Source organism: Caproicibacterium argilliputei (assembly GCF_029211325.2).
GTDB lineage: Bacteria > Bacillota > Clostridia > Oscillospirales > Acutalibacteraceae > Caproicibacterium > Caproicibacterium argilliputei.
Map to the genome: position 1 here is coordinate 1,367,080 of NZ_CP135996.1, position 18,760 is coordinate 1,385,839.

Consider the following 18,760-nt stretch of genomic DNA (forward strand, 5'->3'; position numbering starts at 1 on the left):
TTTTCTCCTTCCTTGTTTTCTATAATGAACGTAGAGCTAAAAATACAGGAAGACAATGGACAGGGGATGAAAACATGGTCATTACATTTTTCCACAGACACCGACAGAGTTTTGCAGTGCTGATGCTGGCTGCCGTCGTATTGCTTACCATGGCGGTGAATCGGCTGGACAGCGGTGAAAAACCGGCTGCTGCGATTTCCAGCCAGGTTTCCGGTACAGCCGACGCGTCTGCATCCACATCTGCAGCAGCAAAGACTGCGGCGTCACAGACCGTGCCCACTACTGCGTCAGCCAATGAGATGCGCGCGGTCTGGGTGCCGTACCTCACACTGGATATGCGCGGAGAAACAGATAAAAGTGAAGCGGCATTTATCAAAAAATACACGCAAATCGTGCAGAATGCAAAGGCTAAGGGAATGAATGCCCTGATTGTGCATGTGCGTGCATTCGGCGATGCGATGTATCCGTCCAAATACTTTCCGTGGTCCAGTCTGACGGGTAACACGCAGGGAGTCAATCCCGGTTACGATCCGCTGAAAGATATGGTGGAAATTACGCACAAGGCAGGGCTGCAGTTTCATGCATGGGTCAATCCCCTGCGGATTCAACTAAATGGCGTGCCGTCCATTCTTGCACAGAAAAATCCCTGGAATCTTTTTCACAGCGATACCGCGAAAAAGGACTGGGCGGTTTCCTATAAGGACGGAAAATATTTAGACCCTGGCTGGGAGGGCGTGCGGCAGTACATTGTGGACGGTGTTGCGGAAATCGTTAAAAATTACGCAGTGGACGGCGTGCAGTTTGATGATTACTTTTATCCGGACGAAGGGGAAGCGTTTGACAAAGCCTCTTATCAAGCGTACTGCACCGGCAAAAAAGAAGGGGAAGCGCTTTCCCTTGCAGACTGGCGTTGCGCCAATATCAATGATTTAATCTCGCGCACCTACCGTGCTGTAAAAGAAAACCGCCCGAAAGCGGTTTTCGGGGTTTCGCCGCAGGGAAATTTGAGCAACGACCGAAAAATCGGCGCGGATGCGGCGGCATGGTGCCAGGCACAGGGATACGTGGACTATGTGTGCCCCCAGCTTTATTATAATTATGACAACCCCATTCTGCCCTATGAAACTGCTGTGCAGACTTGGAAAAACCTTGTGACCGCAAAGAATGTCAAGCTGTACTTTGGCCTTGGGCTTTACAAGACAGATACTGATGTGGACAGCGGCTCCTGGAAAAACAGTGTCGATATCATTTCCAGGCAGATTCAAACCGGACGTGCCCAGAAATGCGATGGCTTTATGTTTTATGCCTATGATGATTTGATTTCGCAGAATCGAAAGGAGGAAGTACAGAACGTAATGAAATTGTTCCAGTAACTAGAAATTTGCAAGAACGCCTTTGCAGAAATCAGCAGATGCCTCGGTGATTTTGACCGGAAGAATTTGACCGGACAGATCTTCTGCGGATTCTGTCAGCACCGGCGTATAATTGGGCGTATACCCCTCAAATCCGCCGGATGTACGGCGGCGTTCAAACAGAACCGGTTCCGTTCGCCCGACCTGTTGCTGCAGGAAGCGGGCGCGCGTTTCTTCTACTGCCGCAGTCATCAAATGGCTGCGGCGTTCTTTTTCGGCTTTAGAAACTTGACCGGGCAGTTCTGCGGCACGAGTTCCGGGGCGGCGGGAATAGGGGAAGACATGGACTTTTGCAAAGGCAATCTCTCTGGCAAACTGCAGGCTTTCCTGAAACTCCTGTTCGGTTTCCCCTGCGAAGCCGACCATAATATCCGTTGTCATGGCGGCATTGTCAAATGCGGCGCACAAGTTCTGAATAATCATGCGGTATTCATCTGCCGTGTAGTGACGGTTCATGCGCTTGAGCGTGGCGGTGCAGCCGCTTTGCAGGGATAGATGAAACTGTGGGCATAGTTTTTTTTGAGCCGCAAGGCGGGCAATGACCGGCGGAGAAAGCTGCTCCGGCTCCAGAGAGCCAAGCCGCACACGGGCAATTTCCGGAATTTTGCAGGCGACCTCCACGGCGTCACAGAGGGTCAAGCCAAGATCCTGCCCATAGGCTGGCAGGTTAATGCCGGTTAACACAATTTCCCGATACCCGTTTTTCCCTAGCGCCTGCAGTTCTGTGCGCACGTCTGCCAAGGGTTTTGAGCGAACACGCCCCCGTGCGTAGGGAATAATGCAGTAGGAGCAAAAGCGGTTGCAGCCGTCCTCAATTTTCACAAAAGCACGTGTACGTTCGTGAAAATTTGTTACCTGCATGGATTCAAATTTTTGACTGTGCGGTTCAATGTCTATAATACGCTGATGCGTGGAAAGATAGTGGAGGATCTGTTCTGTCAAAGCGGCACGGTTGGAGTTGCCCAGCACAATGTCTGCGTCCGCAAGCGCCGCGGCTTGCTCCGGAAACGCCTGCGGCATACAGCCGGTCAGTACCAGAACCGCGGTTGGGTTATCGCGGCGAGCGCGGTGCAGCGTCTGGCGGACTTTGTGGTCACTCTGCGCGGTAACCGTGCAGGAATTGATGAGAACCACATCAGCAGGTCCATCGCATACTGTGAAGCCGGTGTGCTCCAGTTGGCTGAGCATGGCTTGTGTTTCGTATTGATTGACCTTACAGCCGAGCGTTATGGCTGAAACTTTCATGGGGGATCCTTCTTTCTTTGGCAAATGTGAAGAAACAGGATGAAGTTTGTAAATTATTCATAAATGGACACTTGAAAACATTGTCAAACTGCTGTATGATATTCTCGTTCATTCGCAATCAGTGCATTTTTGCGGAAAACTTGCGGAACAAAAGTAATTTATCTGGAGGGAAAGGAAATGTATACTACTCAAATTATGCTGTCAAGCATTGAAGACGTTCGCAACTTTGTCAACCTGACCAACCAATGTGATTTTGAAGTCAACCTGACAAATTCGAAGTACAAGATTGACGCAAAGTCCATTATGGGAGTTTTCAGCTTGGATTTGAGTCAGCCGGTCACCGTTGAGGTGGAAGCGGACAAAGCGGGGGCTTTCCTGGAAAAGCTCAAGGCGTTCCAGCCGAAAACTGAGGAATAAGCAAGAAGGAAAGAGCCGCAAGGCTCTTTTTTGATGCCCGCTTCCTTACAACTAGGCATTTTCCACTGTTTGCTGCGAAAGCGTTTCCCACTCTTCCATCAGGGCGTCGCTTTCTTGGCGTACATCGTCCAGCTGCTGTGTCAGTTCCAATGCTTTTTCATAGTCACTGGCGACCGCTGTGTCAGAAAGCTGCGTGTTCAAGGTTTCTGCCTGCTGTTCCAGCTCTTCAATCCGGTCTTCCACATGGCGCAGGCGCGCTTTTTGTTTTCGCAGAGCAGCCTGCTGTGCTTTCCGCTGCTGATAGGCATTTTCTTTTGGCGCTGCTGCCTGCTTTTGTGCTTCGGCCAGAGCCTGCTGTGCTTTTCGCTGCTCCAGAAATGCATCGTAACTGCCCACATAAGGAACCGCGCCGTTTGGCGTCAGCCAGTAAATGCGGTCGGCCAGCTTATTGATAAGATAGCGGTCATGCGAAACGATAAACAGGGTTCCCTCATAGTTCTGCAGGGCATTTTCCAGTGCTTCGCTAGAGGCAATGTCCAGATGGTTGGTCGGCTCGTCCAAAAGCAGGAAGTTTGCCTGACTGAGCATCAGACGGAGCAGCAGCACACGGGCACGCTCTCCGCCGGAAAGCGCTGAAACCGGTTTAAAGACATCATCCCCGCGGAACAGAAAAATAGCAAGGGCAGAGCGCACCTCGGTTTCCGTCATTTTGGGGTATGTGTCCCAAATTTCATCAATCACACGCTTTTCCATATGCAGGCCGGTCTGCAGCTGGTCGTAATAGCCGATGTCGACATTGGCGCCAAAGCGTACTTTTCCCGCAGCAGGCTGGTACTGTTCGAGTAGTGTTTTAAACAGTGAGGTTTTTCCGCAGCCGTTCGGACCCAGTAGGAAAACGCGCTCACTGCGGTGCAGGGAAATCTCTACATTGTGAAACAGGGTGCGTCCTTCAAACGCAAGTGAAAGCCCCTCTGCCTGCAGCACATCGTTGCCGCTGCGCTGCGCCACTGGAAATTGAAAGGAAAGGGAAGCCTGCTTTGCTTCCGGCGTGACCAACGTGCTTTCCAACTTGGCAATGGCTTTTTCTTTGCTTTCAGCCTTACGAATACTTTTTTCGCGGTTCCAGCGGCGAAACTGTGTAACCATATCCTCCATGCGCTTAATTTCGCGCTGGGTGTTGTCATACTGCCTTTGTACGGAAAGTTCGTTCAGCTCTTTCTGCTCCTGAAATGCGGTATAGCTGCCTTTGTAGGTTGTCAGATGCCCATTTTCCAGTTCAAAGATTCGGCTGCAGAGCCGGTCCAGAAAGTAACGGTCATGGGAAATGACCAGAAATGCACCGCTCCAACCGCGCAGAAAGTCCTCAAGCCATTCCACGCTTTGAATGTCCAGGTGGTTGGTTGGTTCGTCCAGCAGCAGCAGATTGGCGCCGGAAAGCAGCATCTTTGCAAGCTGCAGCTTCGCCTTTTGCCCACCGCTGAGCACGCCGACAACCTGTCCCATCTGTTCGTCTGTGAAGCCAAGGCCGAGCAGCGCACTACGCGCACGGGAACGAAACGTCAGCCCGCCGCTCTGTACAAACTGCTCATTCAGCAGGGTTTGCCGCTCAATCAAAGCGTCGGTAGGCTGGGCGGTGACAGCATTGTTAAGTTCGTTCAGTTCTTTTTCCATGTTGAGCAGATCGGTGAAAACCGTGAGAACCTCCGCATAGGCGGTGCGGTCTAAGTCCCGGCAAACGTGCTGTTCCATATATCCCAAAACGGTGTTTTTAGCCTGATAAAGATTTCCGGCATCCGGCGTGTACTCACCGGTCAGTGTTTTAAAAAGCGTGGTTTTACCGGAACCGTTGACGCCGACCAGACCAATCCGATCGTTTTGCTGCACTTCAAAGGACACACCGTGAAAAATCACATCCGTGCCGAAGCTTTTTTCCAAGTTGCTGGTGCTGAGTAATGCCATTCGTTTCGTCTCCAATATGTAAATCTGCCGCCAGATTTTCTGAATTTAGGGAGGACCCTGCGGACCTGTCTTTTTATTATACTGAAACCCAGCGGCAAAAGCAAGTTTACAGCAAATGCTTGAGTTCATCGATGGTTTGCTGCTGGTCTTTTAAAAAATTCTCTGCAATCCGGCGGGAGTCACTGTCAGCTTTTGGCAGTTCGTTGAGCCGCTTCTGCAGGTCAACAATGCCCATGGTGGTGCCTTGAATCATCATTTCCGCAATATGCTGGGAAGAACTGTCTGCCAGAGTGTTCATCTGAATGCTGCCCCAAAGCATGGCCTTTTGCACCGGCCGCTTTCCGGCATCCGGTGCCGCGCCTTTCTTTTGCAGCATCCGCGCGGCTTTTCCGGCAGTGGACACATAGGTTTGCCGCTGACTTTGAATCTGCCTGCGCATTTTGGCATCCTGCACCTTTGGCAGCAGGATTTCCGTCGCCGCAAGGCCCATTTCGCTTGCTTTATAGACTTCTGTTAAAATTTCCGTATTTTCGCCGTGCATCGCACATCCCCCTTTGCGCTTAGTGTGCCCTGTCAGGCAGACGGATAACCGTGCAGGCTTTCTTTTTCTGTGTTATAATAAAATGGAATTGAAAAATTTTCAGGTACGAATATCAGACGAAAGGGTCTTTATGAAACGAATTTTGCTAATTGCGACAGGGGGAACCATCGCGTCGCGAAAAACGAACGACGGTCTGGTTCCGCAGCTGTCACCGGAAGAACTGCTTTCTTATGTACCGGAAGCCCAGGCGTTTTGCCAAATAGATACCCGGCAGGTGCTCAACTTGGATAGTACGAATATTCAGCCGCAGCACTGGCTTTTGATTGCGGATACGGTGCGTACGTGTTATGACACTTATGATGGTTTTGTCATCTGCCATGGAACCGACACCATGGCGTACACAGCTGCAGCGCTTTCCTATCTGATTCGCGGTTCCGCCAAGCCGATTGTGGTCACCGGCTCGCAGAAACCGATTGATATGGACGTCACCGATGCCAAAACCAATCTGGAAGACAGTCTGCGCTGGGCCAGCGCAGGGGAGCCGGGCGTATGCATTGTGTTTGGCGGACGTGTAATTGCCGGTACCCGGGCGCGCAAAATCCGCTCGAAAAGCTACAATGCGTTTTCCAGCATTAACTTTCCGGAGCTGGCAGTTATCCGCGATGGGCGCATTGTGAAGTATATGCATTTCCCTGCGGAAGGCAAACCGGAATTTTCAGATTCGCTTGACACACGTGTTTCCGCCTTGAAGCTGACGCCCGGTTTGCCGGCGGCGGCTTTCTCCGCAGTGGGGCAGCTCTGCGATGGATTCATTATTGAAAGCTACGGGGTTGGCGGTGTTCCTGACCTGTACGGAGAGGCGCTTGCGCAGCTTTCTGAAGCGGGCAAAACGATTGTTGTAGCCACACAAGTGCCGCATGAAGGAAGCGACATGGCTGTTTATCAGGTGGGGCATCGGGCAAAAGAGCGCTTCGGTCTGCTGGAAACCTATGATATGACATTGGAATCCACCGTCACCAAATTGATGTGGGCTTTGGCACAGACGCATGAGCCGCAGCGCGTACGAAAACTGTTTTACACAACAATCAACCATGACATCCTGTGGGGTTAGACTGCTGCAGGACGTATAACACTGCCATAAGCAACAACCATAGGAGGAATCTCTGATGAAGGTTGGCATTTCGACTGCGTGCTTGTATCCGGAACTGCTGGAAAAAGGTTTGGAAAAGCTTTTGAAACTCGGATTTCGGCACTTTGAGTTTTTCTTCAATACATTTCGAGAGTTGGAACCGACGTATGTAAAGGGACTTGCACGGATGCTGAATGAGTATGGCGCTACAGCGCGCAGCGTACATCCCTTTACATCCGGCTACGAAAGCCTACTGCTTTTTTCCGGGTATGAACGCCGCTTTGAAGATACCGTGGAGTTTTACAAACATTACTTTGAGGCAGCCAGCCTGCTGGGGGCACAGCTGCTGGTGCTGCACGGGCAGCGGATTGAGAAAGTGTCGGATATGACGGAAGAAAGTTACTTTTCACATTACCACCGCCTTTTAGAAGCAGGGCGGACTTTTGGCGTGACAACGGCGCAGGAAAATGTAAATCTGTTTCGCAGCAGCCAACCGGACTTTCTGCGGCATATGCGCGCTTATCTGCAAAATGACTGTGCTTTTGTTCTGGACGTCAAGCAGTCGGTGCGGGCAGGCTTCAGCCCATTTGAAACCTGCGCTGCCATGGGGGAGCAGTTGGTACACGTGCACATTAATGACAACCGGCCGGGTCAGTCGTGTCTGTTGCCTGGCCGCGGAACCATGGATTACGCGAAGCTCATGCGGCAGCTCGCCGTACAGCACTTTTCCGGTGATTGTATGATTGAAGTTTACCGTTCCAGCTTTGGGGCTGAGTCGGAATTGGTTGAAGCCAGAGAAGTAGTGGAATGTTATCAGCGCCTTTTTCAGAAACAAACACAGGCAGATGGCAAAACAGTTGCAAAAAATTCCGAAAGCATGATATAATTAAATAATTAACAAAAGCCAGCAGGATTTTCAACGGAAACGGAATTTTGAGGTGTGATGCTATGAAATGTCCTTTTTGCGGGCACGAAGAAAGCAAGGTTATTGATTCCCGGCCAACGGATGAGGGAGAGCGCATTCGCCGCCGACGGGAATGTTTAAAATGTGGAAAGCGCTTCACGACTTATGAGGTGATTGAAACAGTTCCGGTTATCGTTATTAAAAAAGATAAATCCAGGGAAGCCTTTGACCGCAGCAAGCTGCTGCGCGGTTTGTTGCGTGCCTGCGAAAAGCGTCCGGTTTCCCTGGCAACACTGGAACGTCTGGTAGATGAAATTGAAACGAACCTGCAAAATTCTCTGGACCGGGAAGTGGAGTCCTCCAAAATCGGAGAATATGCTATGGAAAAGCTCAAAGCCATTGATGAGGTGGCGTATGTGCGCTTTGCATCCGTTTATCGTCAGTTTCAGGACATCAACACGTTTTTGGATGAGTTAAATGAGATTATTCAGACGCGGCAGAACCAGCAGACATCGAAACACTAAACCAGCCGGTACAGCAGAATTTTTCCGTGTTCTGCTGTACCGGCTGTGTTTTGTTTTATAGAATATTCTGCAGAAGCGGCAGCTCCCCTTCGCGCAGGTTTTTGGCCAACACTTCGCCGCGGGCACATTCGCTTGCAAACTGCTCCAGATTCTCAGCCTTTGCCAGGTCGGGCAGGGTTGCCAGAGTCTGGTCGACGGATTCCAACCTGCTGTGCGGCTGAAAGGTGCAGAGCGTTTCATGGGCATTTTCCCAATCCTTTTTTGCCTGCAGACTCAGCCGGTAAGCGGTTTTTCGGTCATTTTGCAGCGCCGCTGTGCGGGCATCGGAAAGTGTGCCGTCAAGCTGATTTGTCAACCTTGCCGTAACGTGGCTGCCAGCGAAGCAGAGCCCTAAAGAAGCGGCCAGCAGAACCACCGCCGCTGCCATGCGTTTCATAGCGTTTCCTCCCGCGGAATAATTTGATATTCGCCTTTAGTATTGGCGGTCATTAAAAAAATATCCGCCAAATTGACCTGCTCATGCCGCAGAATTCCCTCCAGCCATTTTTGACTTTTTCCACAGAGCTGCAGGGAAGTTCTGCTGACCGTCCCGTCACTGATCACAACAGCTTCGATGCCGCTGCTGGGAACCGCAACGCCGAGCATTCCGGCGGTTGGCTGCTCTCGGTCGGGCTTTTTAATGATGCTGATGCGTCCATTGGTTTCCACAATGGCGTAAGCAACATCTTTCAGGGAAAAGACATCTTTTTCCCGCAGTTCCTCGAACAGATCCTCTGTGGTCAGGCGCAGCTTTTTCATTTCCTGCTGCTGAATGACACCGTCCAGAATAATGATAATGGGCTTGCCGCAGATGATTTTTCGGAACTTGCCGCTTTTCATCATGAACCAAGACGCAAACAGTTCGCAGAACACCAAAACGGCAATCGGCAGCACGCCGCTTACAAGCGGCTGACCGCTGTCCTGCATAGGAATGGCCGCAATATCGGAAATCAGCAGGGTAACGACAAGCTCGCTGGTCTGCAGTTCGCTGATCTGCCGTTTCCCCATCAGACGGACCGCCGCTATAATCAGGATATATAGCAACAGGGTGCGAATAAACGAAATTGTCACACTGCATCACCGTCAGATAGTGTTTGTACAAAAAATGAAAACATACATTTTCATAAAAAAGCAGGCCCTGCGGATTTGCAGGCCCTGCTTTTATCTATTCTTTTCTTTAAAACGGCTTTAGCTTTTCCGCAAAAGCGGTGAAATTTTTGACGCCGTTAAACTGCTGCTCCCAAAGCGTTCGACAGCGATTCCGCATTGCGGCGGCTGTGTCAGCAGGCTGTTTTGCAGCCTCCAGAATGGTTGAAGCCAGCACTTCCGGTGTCAAGTCTGCCGACAGCAGCCAGCCAGTTCTGTCAGATTTGACCAATTCCCCCGTGCCGCCAACGTCGGTGGCAATCGCCGGAATTCCAAAGGAAGCCGCCTCCATGATGGACACCGGCAGCCCCTCGCTGCTGCTTGTGTTGACAAACACGTTGACCGGAGTAGACTGGTAAAACTGCATCAGCTGCTCATTGGGCAGTGCCCCGTGCAAATCCACATCCATAAAAGAAAGGTTCTCCGCCGCATAGCTGCGCAGGTCTTCCAATCCGTCCCCGCCGCCGATATGTGTCCATTTTAGGTTCAAACCACTGTCCTGCAGCTGGGACAGTGCCTGCGCCAGTAGGTTTACTCGCTTTAGCGGAACAATGTGGCAGCAGCTGACAATATGGAATGAATCCGTCTGTGGGGCAGGGCCTAAACTGTAGTCCTGTGTTCCTAAGTATGCCGTATGCACTTTTTCCTCAAATCCGGGCCAATGATTCTGTATGTACTTCGTTCCATTCTGACTGCAGGGGTAGACGGCGTCCAGACTTTTTAAAAGGTACGGCCGCAGCGGCAGGAAACCGCTGGACTGCCGCTCTTTGTAAAGATCGTAACCGTGTGCGCGGCAAACTGCTTTGCAGGACTTCGCGGTACAGTATTTTTTTAATTGGCTTGCAGCCACAGCAACGTCATAAAACCAGTAAGCGTAAAAGGTAACGCTGTCGCAAGATTCTAAGTGGTAGGGCAGCAGAATCCGGCGGCTTGCCTGAAAAACCAGTTCACTTTTTGCGATGAAATAGCGCAGGAAAAGCCGGGCTTTCATGGAGCGACCGGCAGCTTTTTTTTCTTCACGGCCCGCGAATCCGTGACAGCTGCGCGAAAGCAGCAGACTTGCGGCGGCTGCCGGTAATTTTCGGCGGATGTCTTTGGCTGAAATACGGTGTACCTTCACATTTTCGGGAACTGTACGTGTCTGCACAGCATTTTCCGCTGTGCTGGTGGCGATGACGATAACCTGGCTGAACGCCTGCGCCAGAATCGGAATTTCATCCTCAATAAATTCCTCGCCTTTATCAAACGGATAGACCTTTGTCAGCAGTACGAGACAATCCTGCATCCGTTTCCCTCCTATATCTAACTCTCCTAAAAGTCGAGCATAAAATTACAGAATTCTGCATACAGGATAGCATACTTCCCGAACATTTACAAGTTGAATGCGTTTGTCCCGGCAAATTTTCGTTGTATTGACGGTCACACAATGGTATAATAGACAAATCAGGAGGATCTGCAGCCTGCTCAACTGCAGAAAATATCATTTTGTCCGGCGGCCCTATACGGTTAGAAATTTTCAAAAGTGAAATGACACCGAAATGTGGATACCGGAAAACGTGAAGAAGGAGCCTGTGATTTTGAAGCTATCAATTATTGTACCCGTGTACAACGCGGAGGAATACCTGAAAACCTGTGTGGAAAGTATTCTGTCACAGTCCTTTCAGGACTTTGAACTGCTGCTGGTCAATGATGCCTCACCGGATAAATCCTTGGAGGCCGCCCATGCCTTGGAGCGTCAGGACCAGCGAATCACGGTTTATGACAAGCCGCACGGCGGTTTGGGAGACACACGCAACTTTGGCGCGCAGCGCGCACAAGGGGAGTACCTGCTTTTTATCGACGCGGACGACTGGCTGGGGGAAAATACCCTTGCGTCTGTTGTGGAACCTACCGCTGCAGCTACGGCGGATCTGGCAGTTTTTAATTTCGTGCGGGAAAATGAAAGTGCGGGTGTCAGTCGGCTGAGCACGCTGCCAATCGACTGCCCTTCCGACCGTGCGGAAGACAACCAAAAAATGCTGGAGGAACTGCTTGGCCCAGATGCCGGCAGCACGCCGTGGCGAAGCGTGGAAATGCTGGGGAGTGCATGGCGTCGCCTGTACCGCCGGGAATGGTTTCTTGCGCACAGCTTGCTGTACCCCAATGAAGAAGAAGTCATGCTGGAGGATTTACCGGTCAGCATTCGGGCACATTTCTATTCGGCAAAAACCCTGTTTCTGGATGTACCGGTTTATCACTATCGGTTCAATGGAAATTCCCTGAGCACGCGATACCGTGCCGAGAAGATGCAGAAACTTTCGCGTTGTTTTACGATGACAGCGGAATTTCTGAAAGAGCAGCACGCTTACGCGGATTTGGAACCGCGCCATTTGGCGTGGTATCTGCGCAATGCCGGGCACAGTGCGCTGGTGAATGTATTCAGTAAGGGCAATCTGAAAGATCGCGCCGGCAAAAAAGAAGAAATCCGCGGTATTTTGGCGGACCCGATTCTGCAGCGTGCCGCACAGAGCTCGTACTTTCAGAACGGAACCTTTGCCGACCGGCTGATTCACCGGGTGATCAAAAGTGGCTCTGTAGAGCAGGCATATTTATTTTACAGCCTTTATACAAAGCATCTTCAAAAAAATATCGAGAATCAGTAGGAGATTTTCATGCCGAAAAAAAGAATTCTTTTTATAAATTACAGTCTGCACAGCGGCGGAATTGAAAAAAGTCTGGTTACGCTGCTGTCTTTATTTGATTATAGCACTTATGATGTCGATTTACAGCTTTTTGCAAATGATGGCCTGTTTTTGCCGCGTGTGCCGAAACAGGTCCATTTACTGCCGCCGCTGTTTCCGCAGGCATACAAGCGGAATATCCGGCAGGCACTGCCCCTGCTGCTGAAGCAGAAGCAGCCGCTGACCGCTTTGTGCCGCACCGGCGTGACTCTGGCGGGTCTGCGCGGAACCATGGGCGAGCGGCTTGTGAAAATGTGGAAGGTAGAGCGGCATTTCGTTCGGAAAAACACCAAGCCGTATGATGCGGCGGTCGCATTTATGGAAGGGCAGCCGATTTATTACTGCGTGGAAAATGTGCAGGCAAAACGAAAAATCGGCTTTATCCACGGTGATTACACGGCGATGGGTTTGAACCGCGCATTTGACGAACCGTATCTGACGAAGCTGAACGCTGTCTGCACCGTTTCCGAATCCTGTCGGGACGCATTGGTTCGCACATTTCCTGCCCTTGCTGAAAAATTCCATGTACAGTATAATCTGCTTTCCCCGCCGTTCCTGCAAAAGCTGGCGGAGGAGCCTTTGGCTGTTTCTGATTCCTATCAAGGTCTGCGGGTGCTGACCATTGCGCGTCTGTCCCAACAGAAAGGACTGGATCTTGCGATTCCGGCCATTCGGGCACTGCGCAGAAAGGGTCTGCAGTTCCGCTGGTATATTATAGGTATTGGCCCTGAAAAAGAGGCGCTGCAGGCGCAGATTCAGGAGTACGGCCTTACAGAGGATATTGTTTTTCTGGGGGAGCAGGGCAATCCTTATCCCTTTGTCAAGGCGTGTGATGTGTATTTGCAGCCGTCTCGCTTTGAGGGGAAAAGCATCGCAGTGGATGAAGCGATGGCGCTGTGTAAGCCAATTCTGCTGACAGACTTTTCAACGGCAAAAGACCAGATTACAGATGGAGAAACCGGTTTGATTGTTCCGATGAATCCGCAGGGAATCGCGGAAGGATTGGAACGTCTATTGACAGACGCTGCCCTGCGCGGCAAGCTGGAACAGACGCTGTCCGAGATGGATTCCTCCAATGTAGAGGAAATCCAAAAACTGTATGCACTGCTTGCGGGAACCCCTGCCGAACAGCAGTCTGCAGAATCATGAAAGTTGAGGTGTGCAAGAGATGACCATCCAAGAACTTCTGGAGAAGATGCCCTGCCGGACATCCGGCGATCTGCAGAAAACTGTAACAGGAATTACTTATGATTCGCGCAAAGTAAAGGCGGGCAGCGTGTTCGTCTGCTTGGTCGGCAGCCGGACAGACAGCCATGCTTTCGCCGCACAGGCAGCGGCAGATGGCGCCTGTGCGATTGTGACACAGCATGACATCGCGCCGGTATCCTGTGCGGAAATACGTGTGAAGGACACCCGAGAAGCACTTGCACTGCTTTCTGCAGCGTGGTTTGGCCATCCGGCAAAGCAACTGAAAGTGATTGGCGTAACCGGAACAAAAGGCAAAACCACTTCTACGTATATGATTCATTCGATTCTGGAAGCGGCGGGCATCCCGACCGGCATTATCGGCACCATCGGTACTGTGGTTGGTTCACAGGTTATTAAAACGAACAATACCACACCGGAGTCGTATGATATCCAAAAGTTTATGCATATGATGGTGGAGGCCGGCTGCAAAGCCTGCGTGCTGGAGGCAAGTTCCATCGGTCTGCGTGACCACCGTGTCGATGGTTTTTCATTTGATATCGGTCTTTTTACCAATTTCAGCGAAGACCATATTGGCGGTTTGGAGCATAAGGATATGCAGGAATACATGGCCTGCAAAGCGCTGCTGTTTCAAAAATGCCGTCTGGGCATTATTAACGTGGATGATGCCAACTGGCAGGGGATTACGGCAGGGCACACCTGCACGCTTTCTACCTATGGTTTTCGGAAAGAAGCGCAGCTGCGCGCGGAAAATGACTGCCTGATTTCTAAGCCGGGATATCTCGGCGTTGGGTTTGATCTGTGCGGCAGTATGCGGGGTCATGTGCAGGTGGACATTTCCGGCAGATTTAATGTATACAACGCACTTGGCGCGGTTGCAGTCTGTCAGCAGTTCGGCGTGTCGCTTGCCGATGTTCGGAGAGGGCTGGACACCGTAAAAGTGAAGGGCCGTGTGGAGCCGGTTCCGGTGCCCGGCAATTATACACTGCTGATTGATTATGCCCACAATGCTGTGAGTATGCAGAATATTCTGTCCACTTTGCGGGAGTACCATCCGCGCCGCTTGGTCTGCCTTTTTGGTGCGGGCGGAAACCGCCCGAAGCTGCGCCGCTACGAAATGGGGGAAATGAGCGGCAAGCTTGCCGATCTTTCTGTCATCACAGCTGACAATTCCCGTGACGAAAATGTCATGGATATCCTGGCGGATATTGAAGTGGGTTTGCATAAAACAGTCGGCAAGTATGTGGTGATTCCTGACCGAAAGGAAGCCATCCGCTTCTGTTTGGACAATGCGCAGGAGGGGGATGTGATTGTGCTCGCCGGTAAAGGGCATGAGGACTATCAGGAAATCAAAGGTGTGAAATATCCCTTTGACGAGCGCGAGGTGGTTCGCGAAATTTTAATGGCAGAGGGGAAACTGCCTGCCGAGAGTCTTTGACAGCATTTGATTTGAAAAGCCGAGGTACGGAGTTTTCGTGCCTTTTTAAATCTGCAAATTGCAGAGATTGGAAAGGGTGTGTACACCAAAAGCCATGCAGATTACAATTAAAGAAACGGCACGTATGTGTGGTGGAAAGCTGCTGTGCGGAGAGCCGCAGAAAATCATTTCCAGTGTATGTGTCGACAGCCGCCAGGCGCAGCCGGGTTCGCTGTTCGTTCCGCTGAAAGGGGAAAGGACAGACGCGCATATTTATATTCCGGCGGTCTTTACCGCCGGTGCCGCAGCTGCACTGACACAGGAGCCGGTGGATGGTACCACCGCGACGGGAGCGCTGATTTCTGTACCGGACACAGCAGAGGCCTTGCAGAAGCTGGCTGCCGCTTACCGCCGTCGCTTTACGGGCCCGGTTGTCGGCATTACCGGCAGCGTTGGAAAAACGACAACGAAAGAAATGGTTGCCCTGGCTTTGTCTGCACGTTATCAGGTTATGAAAACGCAGGGCAATCAAAACAGCCAGGTGGGCGTTCCACTGACCATGTTTCAGCTGGAACCGCAGACAGAAGCTGCCGTGGTCGAAATGGGTATGAGCCAGTTCGGCGAAATGGCACGGCTTGCCAAAATTGCGGCGCCGCAGTTTGCGGTTTTGACGAATATCGGAGTGTCACATATTGAAAATCTGCATTCACAGGAAGCCATTTTGCGGGAAAAGCTGCATATCACAGATGGATTTGTTGCACAGTCGATTCTGGTTTTAAATGGTGATGACAAGTTGTTGGCAGGTTTGCGCGGAAAGACGCCGTTTCGGACAGTGTTTGTCGGCACACAGCCATGGTGCGATTACCGGGCTGAAGCTGTCAGAAGCGAAAAGGGGGCTATGCACTTTGTTATGGCTTACCACGGCGGTCGGATTCCGGTTTCTCTGCCGGTGCTGGGGGCACATCAGGTGACGAACGCCCTGGCGGCTTTGGCGATTGCGGATGTTCTGCATGTGGAAGTTCCGGCAGCTGCAAAAGCGCTTTCCACTTATGAACCGCTTGCCATGCGCCAGCAGATTCACCAGGCTGGGCATATTACGGTGATCGATGATTCCTACAATGCAAGTCCCGATGCAATGCGCGGCGCGCTGAACGTATTGTGCAGTTTTCCGCACCGCCGGGTGGCGGTCCTTGCGGATATGCTGGAGCTGGGCAGTGTGTCACAGGAGGCACACCGGCACTGTGGGCAGTATGCCGCGAGAGCCGGTGTGGACGTGTTGGTCACCGTGGGAACGGAAGCAGCAACTCTTGCACAGGGGGCAGCTCAGGAACGGGCGGAGCTGCCTGTAAGAGTATGCCAAACCAACGCACAGGCAATCGCGGCGCTCAAAGGGCTGCTGCACCCGGGAGATACGGTTTTGGTCAAAGGATCCCGCGGGATGCATACAGAGGAAATTGTATCCTGGCTGCTGGCAGAGAATTGCTGAAGCGGTACACACAGAAAATGGAACCGGGCATAGCTTGCATATTGCAGAGGAATCTGTTACTCTGAATGGAAGGGACACATTTGGAACAAACGGATTTGTGGAACCGCCTACACAATTTTCAAAGGAGGGATGATCATCCGATGAAAAAAAGCCAAATCGCTCTATCTGCTCTGTCTTCATCCCTGCTGCTGTCGTTTTCCTTGCTGCCGGCAGCAGGGGTCTGCGCGGCTGCCGATGCTGCCCAGCAAACAGGAAGCGCCTCTGCCGGAATGTTGGGATTTGCCATTGTGCTGCTCAGCGCGGCACTGTCCAGCGCGATTGTGTTTTTCGTAATCCGCCACAGCAAACAGGGAACGCTGCCGGTAGCACTGGGTTCCGAGCGCAGCCGGGCGGCGGGCGTTATTATGAAATAAAAATAGAAATTTATACAAATTTTTAGGAAGTCCTGTCTGTGCAGACAGGACTTTTTTTATGTAGTTTTTGGAGAAAAGATTAAGGAATTTTTCCGGGCCGCACGCTCTGTGTGTTGTGGTTTTTATCCGCGCCAGATAGTGCCGACAGACTATAGAATTCCCAATTTAAAACGCAACTCCACGTGGAAAGGTAACGAAGCGGCGAGGAGGTGCGCTTATGAAACATCATTTTCAAATACGGCAGGCAGCTGCGGCTTTTCTACTTGCGGTTTTGCTTGGGGGAGTCACAGCCGGTGCGGCAGAGCCGACTGTCAAATCGGTCAGTACGGGAGAAGCGCGAATGGTTGTGCCCTGCGGCACGCCCTTTGGTATTAAAATTTTTACAAACGGTGTAGTGGTGGTCGGCACTGCAGATTTGGAAACGGGTGCGGGGGTCGTCAATCCCGCACGAGAGGCCGACATCCGCACTGGGGACATCATTGTGTCCGTAGACGGCAAGGCAATAACCAGTAACGAGCAGCTCTCTCATACAATTTTGAGCTGCAGTGGGCGTTCTTTAACGCTTGGGGTGGTGCGCAACGGTCAAAAGCTTTTGGCAAAACTTTCGCCTGTGCAGAGTACGGGATGTTATCGTGCGGGTCTTTGGGTGCGCGACAGTGCTGCCGGAGTCGGCACTTTAACGTATTATGACCCGCAGAACGGAACTTTCGCGGGTCTTGGCCATGGCATTACAGATCCGGACACAAACGAGCTTATCCCATTTGGATGCGGAGATGTTGTTCCTGTTACCATTTCTGGAATTCAAAAAGGGGTGCAGGGTGTGCCGGGGGAATTGCAGGGATACTTCGACTCGGATATTCCAGCCGGCACGCTCTATGCCAACAGCTTGCAAGGTGTGTTTGGAACGCTCAACCATGCTCCGCAGGGGCGGGCAGTCCCGGTTTGCCCGGCGGAACAGGTGAAAACCGGTCCGGCTGAAATCCTTTGTACCATCGACGGGAAAACACCTAAAACGTATCAAGCTGAGATTGAACTGCTGAATACGCGGGTGTCACAAAGCAAAAACATGATTTTGCACGTTACCGATACGCAGCTGATTCAGAAAACTGGCGGAATCGTGCAGGGGATGAGCGGCAGCCCTATTTTACAAAATGGAAAACTGGTGGGCGCTGTCACCCATGTTTTTGTGAATGACCCGACTAGAGGATATGGAATTTTAGCAGATCATATGCTGACAGGAGCGGCGGAAGCGGCACAAAAAGCGGCTTCTTAACGTGTGTTCTCAATATTTTGCCTCTTTATAAAAAAAAATTCAAGAAACCTATTGCTATCTTTGGTAATATATGGTAATATAATGGTGCAAAAAATCTTAGGGGGACTAAATATGGAGAACGTAAAGCTCATGATTGCAAATGACAATCCCGAATATCAGCGTGAGAACAACCAGATCTTCGAGGAAAGCGGCTTTTCGGTCGTTTACACGGCGAAAGACGGCACTTCCCTGCTGGAAGCCATTGAAGCGCAGCGTCCAGATGCTGTACTGGCACCCATCTTCATGCCCGGTCTGGATGCCGTGGGAGTCCTCAATGCGCTTCAGGAGCACCGCATTGTCAAAATTCCGGCATTCGTGGTGGAAAGCAACTTTACCAGCCCGACTTTAGAGCGCGAGGTTTTATCTTCCGGCGCCTGCTACCTTGCTGTGCAGCCTTATGAAACTGTACAGCTGGCCAAACGCATCCGGCAGCTGCTAACCATGGACAATCCGGCGGTACCCTGCCAAGAAACTCTGGAAGTGCAGGTAACAGAAATTCTGCATCAAATTGGCGTTCCGGCACACATCAAAGGCTATCATTATCTGCGCGATTCCATTTTAATGGCCATTGAAGATCCAGACATCATCAATGCGGTGACCAAGCAGCTGTATCCCGGTGTGGCTAAAAAGTACGAAACCACACCGTCCCGCGTGGAACGTGCCATTCGCCACGCCATTGAAGTGGCGTGGGACCGGGGGGATGTGGACATATTAAATTCGTACTTTGGCTATACCATCCATAACACACGCGGCAAGCCGACAAATTCGGAGTTCATCGCCATGATTTCCGACCGTCTGCGCTTGCACATGAAGACCGCAGGGTAAGAAGCATCCGCAAAATTCCATGTTTTTATACAGCTAGCCACTGTAATTAAAAGTTTTAATTTTTT

At 51.3% G+C, this 18,760-nt stretch carries 18 protein-coding genes; 12 read left to right on the top strand and 6 right to left on the bottom strand.

The features are described 5' to 3' along the window. Positions 1-74 precede the first annotated feature (74 nt). Positions 75-1,373: a glycoside hydrolase family 10 protein gene (locus PXC00_RS06625; protein WP_275846050.1), complete on the top strand. Its 1,299-nt coding sequence runs from the start codon at positions 75-77 to the stop codon at positions 1,371-1,373. Here the strand turns inward: PXC00_RS06625 and mtaB are convergent, their stop codons facing one another. Further along, positions 1,374-2,657, bottom strand: a complete 1,284-nt coding sequence (mtaB, locus tag PXC00_RS06630) for a tRNA (N(6)-L-threonylcarbamoyladenosine(37)-C(2))-methylthiotransferase MtaB (protein WP_275846049.1) — start codon at positions 2,655-2,657, stop codon at positions 1,374-1,376. It abuts the gene before it with no gap. 177 nt (positions 2,658-2,834) lie between these two features. Between mtaB and PXC00_RS06635 the strand changes: the two genes are divergently transcribed. After that, a complete protein-coding gene (locus tag PXC00_RS06635) occupies positions 2,835-3,074 on the top strand; it encodes an HPr family phosphocarrier protein (protein ID WP_275846048.1) in 240 nt (79 codons plus the stop codon). A gap of 51 nt (positions 3,075-3,125) precedes the next feature. On the opposite strand, the gene PXC00_RS06640 is transcribed toward PXC00_RS06635, so the two are convergent. Both PXC00_RS06640 and PXC00_RS06645 read right to left on the bottom strand, forming a co-directional pair. Beyond that, the gene (locus PXC00_RS06640; protein WP_275846047.1) at positions 3,126-5,033 is read right to left on the bottom strand and encodes an ATP-binding cassette domain-containing protein; all 1,908 of its coding nucleotides are present in this window, start codon (positions 5,031-5,033) and stop codon (positions 3,126-3,128) included. 106 nt (positions 5,034-5,139) lie between these two features. Further along, the gene (locus tag PXC00_RS06645; protein WP_275846046.1) at positions 5,140-5,574 is read right to left on the bottom strand and encodes a hypothetical protein; all 435 of its coding nucleotides are present in this window, start codon (positions 5,572-5,574) and stop codon (positions 5,140-5,142) included. 130 nt (positions 5,575-5,704) lie between these two features. Between PXC00_RS06645 and PXC00_RS06650 the strand changes: the two genes are divergently transcribed. The 3 genes from PXC00_RS06650 (at position 5,705) to nrdR (ending at position 8,131) form a co-directional block, all read left to right on the top strand. Next, positions 5,705-6,685, top strand: a complete 981-nt coding sequence (locus tag PXC00_RS06650; protein ID WP_275846045.1) for an asparaginase — start codon at positions 5,705-5,707, stop codon at positions 6,683-6,685. Between the two features lie 55 nt (positions 6,686-6,740). Continuing rightward, positions 6,741-7,589 carry a sugar phosphate isomerase/epimerase family protein gene (locus PXC00_RS06655; protein ID WP_275846044.1) on the top strand — a complete coding sequence of 283 codons (849 nt, stop codon included), beginning with the start codon at positions 6,741-6,743 and terminating at the stop codon, positions 7,587-7,589. Positions 7,590-7,651: 62 nt separating this feature from the next. Then, positions 7,652-8,131, top strand: coding sequence for a transcriptional regulator NrdR (gene nrdR / locus PXC00_RS06660; protein WP_275846043.1), 480 nt, complete (start codon positions 7,652-7,654; stop codon positions 8,129-8,131). 55 nt (positions 8,132-8,186) lie between these two features. Here nrdR and PXC00_RS06665 read toward each other — a convergent pair whose 3' ends face one another. From PXC00_RS06665 to PXC00_RS06675, 3 genes are all read right to left on the bottom strand, one after another. Further along, on the bottom strand, positions 8,187-8,567 hold the full coding sequence (locus tag PXC00_RS06665; protein ID WP_275846042.1) for a DUF4363 family protein: 381 nt from the start codon (positions 8,565-8,567) through the stop codon (positions 8,187-8,189). Further along, on the bottom strand, positions 8,564-9,178 hold the full coding sequence (locus PXC00_RS06670; protein ID WP_275846041.1) for a DUF421 domain-containing protein: 615 nt from the start codon (positions 9,176-9,178) through the stop codon (positions 8,564-8,566). Before PXC00_RS06670 ends, PXC00_RS06665 begins: the two co-directional genes overlap by 4 nt. 169 nt (positions 9,179-9,347) lie before the next feature. Then, positions 9,348-10,601, bottom strand: a complete 1,254-nt coding sequence (locus PXC00_RS06675; RefSeq protein ID WP_275846040.1) for a glycosyltransferase — start codon at positions 10,599-10,601, stop codon at positions 9,348-9,350. A gap of 292 nt (positions 10,602-10,893) precedes the next feature. Here PXC00_RS06675 and PXC00_RS06680 point away from each other — a divergent pair, with 292 nt between their 5' ends. The 7 genes from PXC00_RS06680 to spo0A all read left to right on the top strand — a co-directional run bounded on the left by PXC00_RS06680 (position 10,894) and on the right by spo0A (position 18,695). Beyond that, on the top strand, positions 10,894-11,958 hold the full coding sequence (locus PXC00_RS06680) for a glycosyltransferase family 2 protein (RefSeq protein WP_275846039.1): 1,065 nt from the start codon (positions 10,894-10,896) through the stop codon (positions 11,956-11,958). A gap of 9 nt (positions 11,959-11,967) precedes the next feature. After that, positions 11,968-13,185: a glycosyltransferase gene (locus PXC00_RS06685; protein ID WP_275846038.1), complete on the top strand. Its 1,218-nt coding sequence runs from the start codon at positions 11,968-11,970 to the stop codon at positions 13,183-13,185. A 19-nt stretch (positions 13,186-13,204) separates the two neighbouring features. After that, the gene (locus tag PXC00_RS06690; protein ID WP_275846037.1) at positions 13,205-14,680 is read left to right on the top strand and encodes a UDP-N-acetylmuramoyl-L-alanyl-D-glutamate--2,6-diaminopimelate ligase; all 1,476 of its coding nucleotides are present in this window, start codon (positions 13,205-13,207) and stop codon (positions 14,678-14,680) included. A gap of 76 nt (positions 14,681-14,756) precedes the next feature. Continuing rightward, positions 14,757-16,145: a UDP-N-acetylmuramoyl-tripeptide--D-alanyl-D-alanine ligase gene (locus tag PXC00_RS06695; RefSeq protein WP_316935179.1), complete on the top strand. Its 1,389-nt coding sequence runs from the start codon at positions 14,757-14,759 to the stop codon at positions 16,143-16,145. A gap of 140 nt (positions 16,146-16,285) precedes the next feature. Further along, positions 16,286-16,558, top strand: coding sequence for a hypothetical protein (locus PXC00_RS06700; protein ID WP_275846035.1), 273 nt, complete (start codon positions 16,286-16,288; stop codon positions 16,556-16,558). Positions 16,559-16,775: 217 nt separating this feature from the next. After that, entirely contained in the window at positions 16,776-17,831 is a 1,056-nt protein-coding gene (gene spoIVB / locus PXC00_RS06705; RefSeq protein WP_275846034.1) for a SpoIVB peptidase, read from the top strand. Between the two features lie 111 nt (positions 17,832-17,942). After that, positions 17,943-18,695 (top strand): sporulation transcription factor Spo0A, encoded by a 753-nt coding sequence (gene spo0A, locus PXC00_RS06710; RefSeq protein WP_275846033.1) that lies wholly within the window; start codon positions 17,943-17,945, stop codon positions 18,693-18,695. Positions 18,696-18,760 lie beyond the last annotated feature (65 nt).

What these genes read in the sequence shown, in the direction of transcription:
- PXC00_RS06625 (WP_275846050.1), top strand. Translation starts at nt 75, where the DNA reads ATGGTCATTACATTTTTCCACAGACACCGACAGAGTTTTGCAGTGCTG.
- mtaB (WP_275846049.1), bottom strand. Translation starts at nt 2,657, where the DNA reads ATGAAAGTTTCAGCCATAACGCTCGGCTGTAAGGTCAATCAATACGAA.
- PXC00_RS06635 (WP_275846048.1), top strand. Translation starts at nt 2,835, where the DNA reads ATGTATACTACTCAAATTATGCTGTCAAGCATTGAAGACGTTCGCAAC.
- PXC00_RS06640 (WP_275846047.1), bottom strand. Translation starts at nt 5,033, where the DNA reads ATGGCATTACTCAGCACCAGCAACTTGGAAAAAAGCTTCGGCACGGAT.
- PXC00_RS06645 (WP_275846046.1), bottom strand. Translation starts at nt 5,574, where the DNA reads ATGCACGGCGAAAATACGGAAATTTTAACAGAAGTCTATAAAGCAAGC.
- PXC00_RS06650 (WP_275846045.1), top strand. Translation starts at nt 5,705, where the DNA reads ATGAAACGAATTTTGCTAATTGCGACAGGGGGAACCATCGCGTCGCGA.
- PXC00_RS06655 (WP_275846044.1), top strand. Translation starts at nt 6,741, where the DNA reads ATGAAGGTTGGCATTTCGACTGCGTGCTTGTATCCGGAACTGCTGGAA.
- nrdR (WP_275846043.1), top strand. Translation starts at nt 7,652, where the DNA reads ATGAAATGTCCTTTTTGCGGGCACGAAGAAAGCAAGGTTATTGATTCC.
- PXC00_RS06665 (WP_275846042.1), bottom strand. Translation starts at nt 8,567, where the DNA reads ATGAAACGCATGGCAGCGGCGGTGGTTCTGCTGGCCGCTTCTTTAGGG.
- PXC00_RS06670 (WP_275846041.1), bottom strand. Translation starts at nt 9,178, where the DNA reads ATGGGGAAACGGCAGATCAGCGAACTGCAGACCAGCGAGCTTGTCGTT.
- PXC00_RS06675 (WP_275846040.1), bottom strand. Translation starts at nt 10,601, where the DNA reads ATGCAGGATTGTCTCGTACTGCTGACAAAGGTCTATCCGTTTGATAAA.
- PXC00_RS06685 (WP_275846038.1), top strand. Translation starts at nt 11,968, where the DNA reads ATGCCGAAAAAAAGAATTCTTTTTATAAATTACAGTCTGCACAGCGGC.
- PXC00_RS06690 (WP_275846037.1), top strand. Translation starts at nt 13,205, where the DNA reads ATGACCATCCAAGAACTTCTGGAGAAGATGCCCTGCCGGACATCCGGC.
- PXC00_RS06700 (WP_275846035.1), top strand. Translation starts at nt 16,286, where the DNA reads ATGAAAAAAAGCCAAATCGCTCTATCTGCTCTGTCTTCATCCCTGCTG.
- spoIVB (WP_275846034.1), top strand. Translation starts at nt 16,776, where the DNA reads ATGAAACATCATTTTCAAATACGGCAGGCAGCTGCGGCTTTTCTACTT.
- spo0A (WP_275846033.1), top strand. Translation starts at nt 17,943, where the DNA reads ATGGAGAACGTAAAGCTCATGATTGCAAATGACAATCCCGAATATCAG.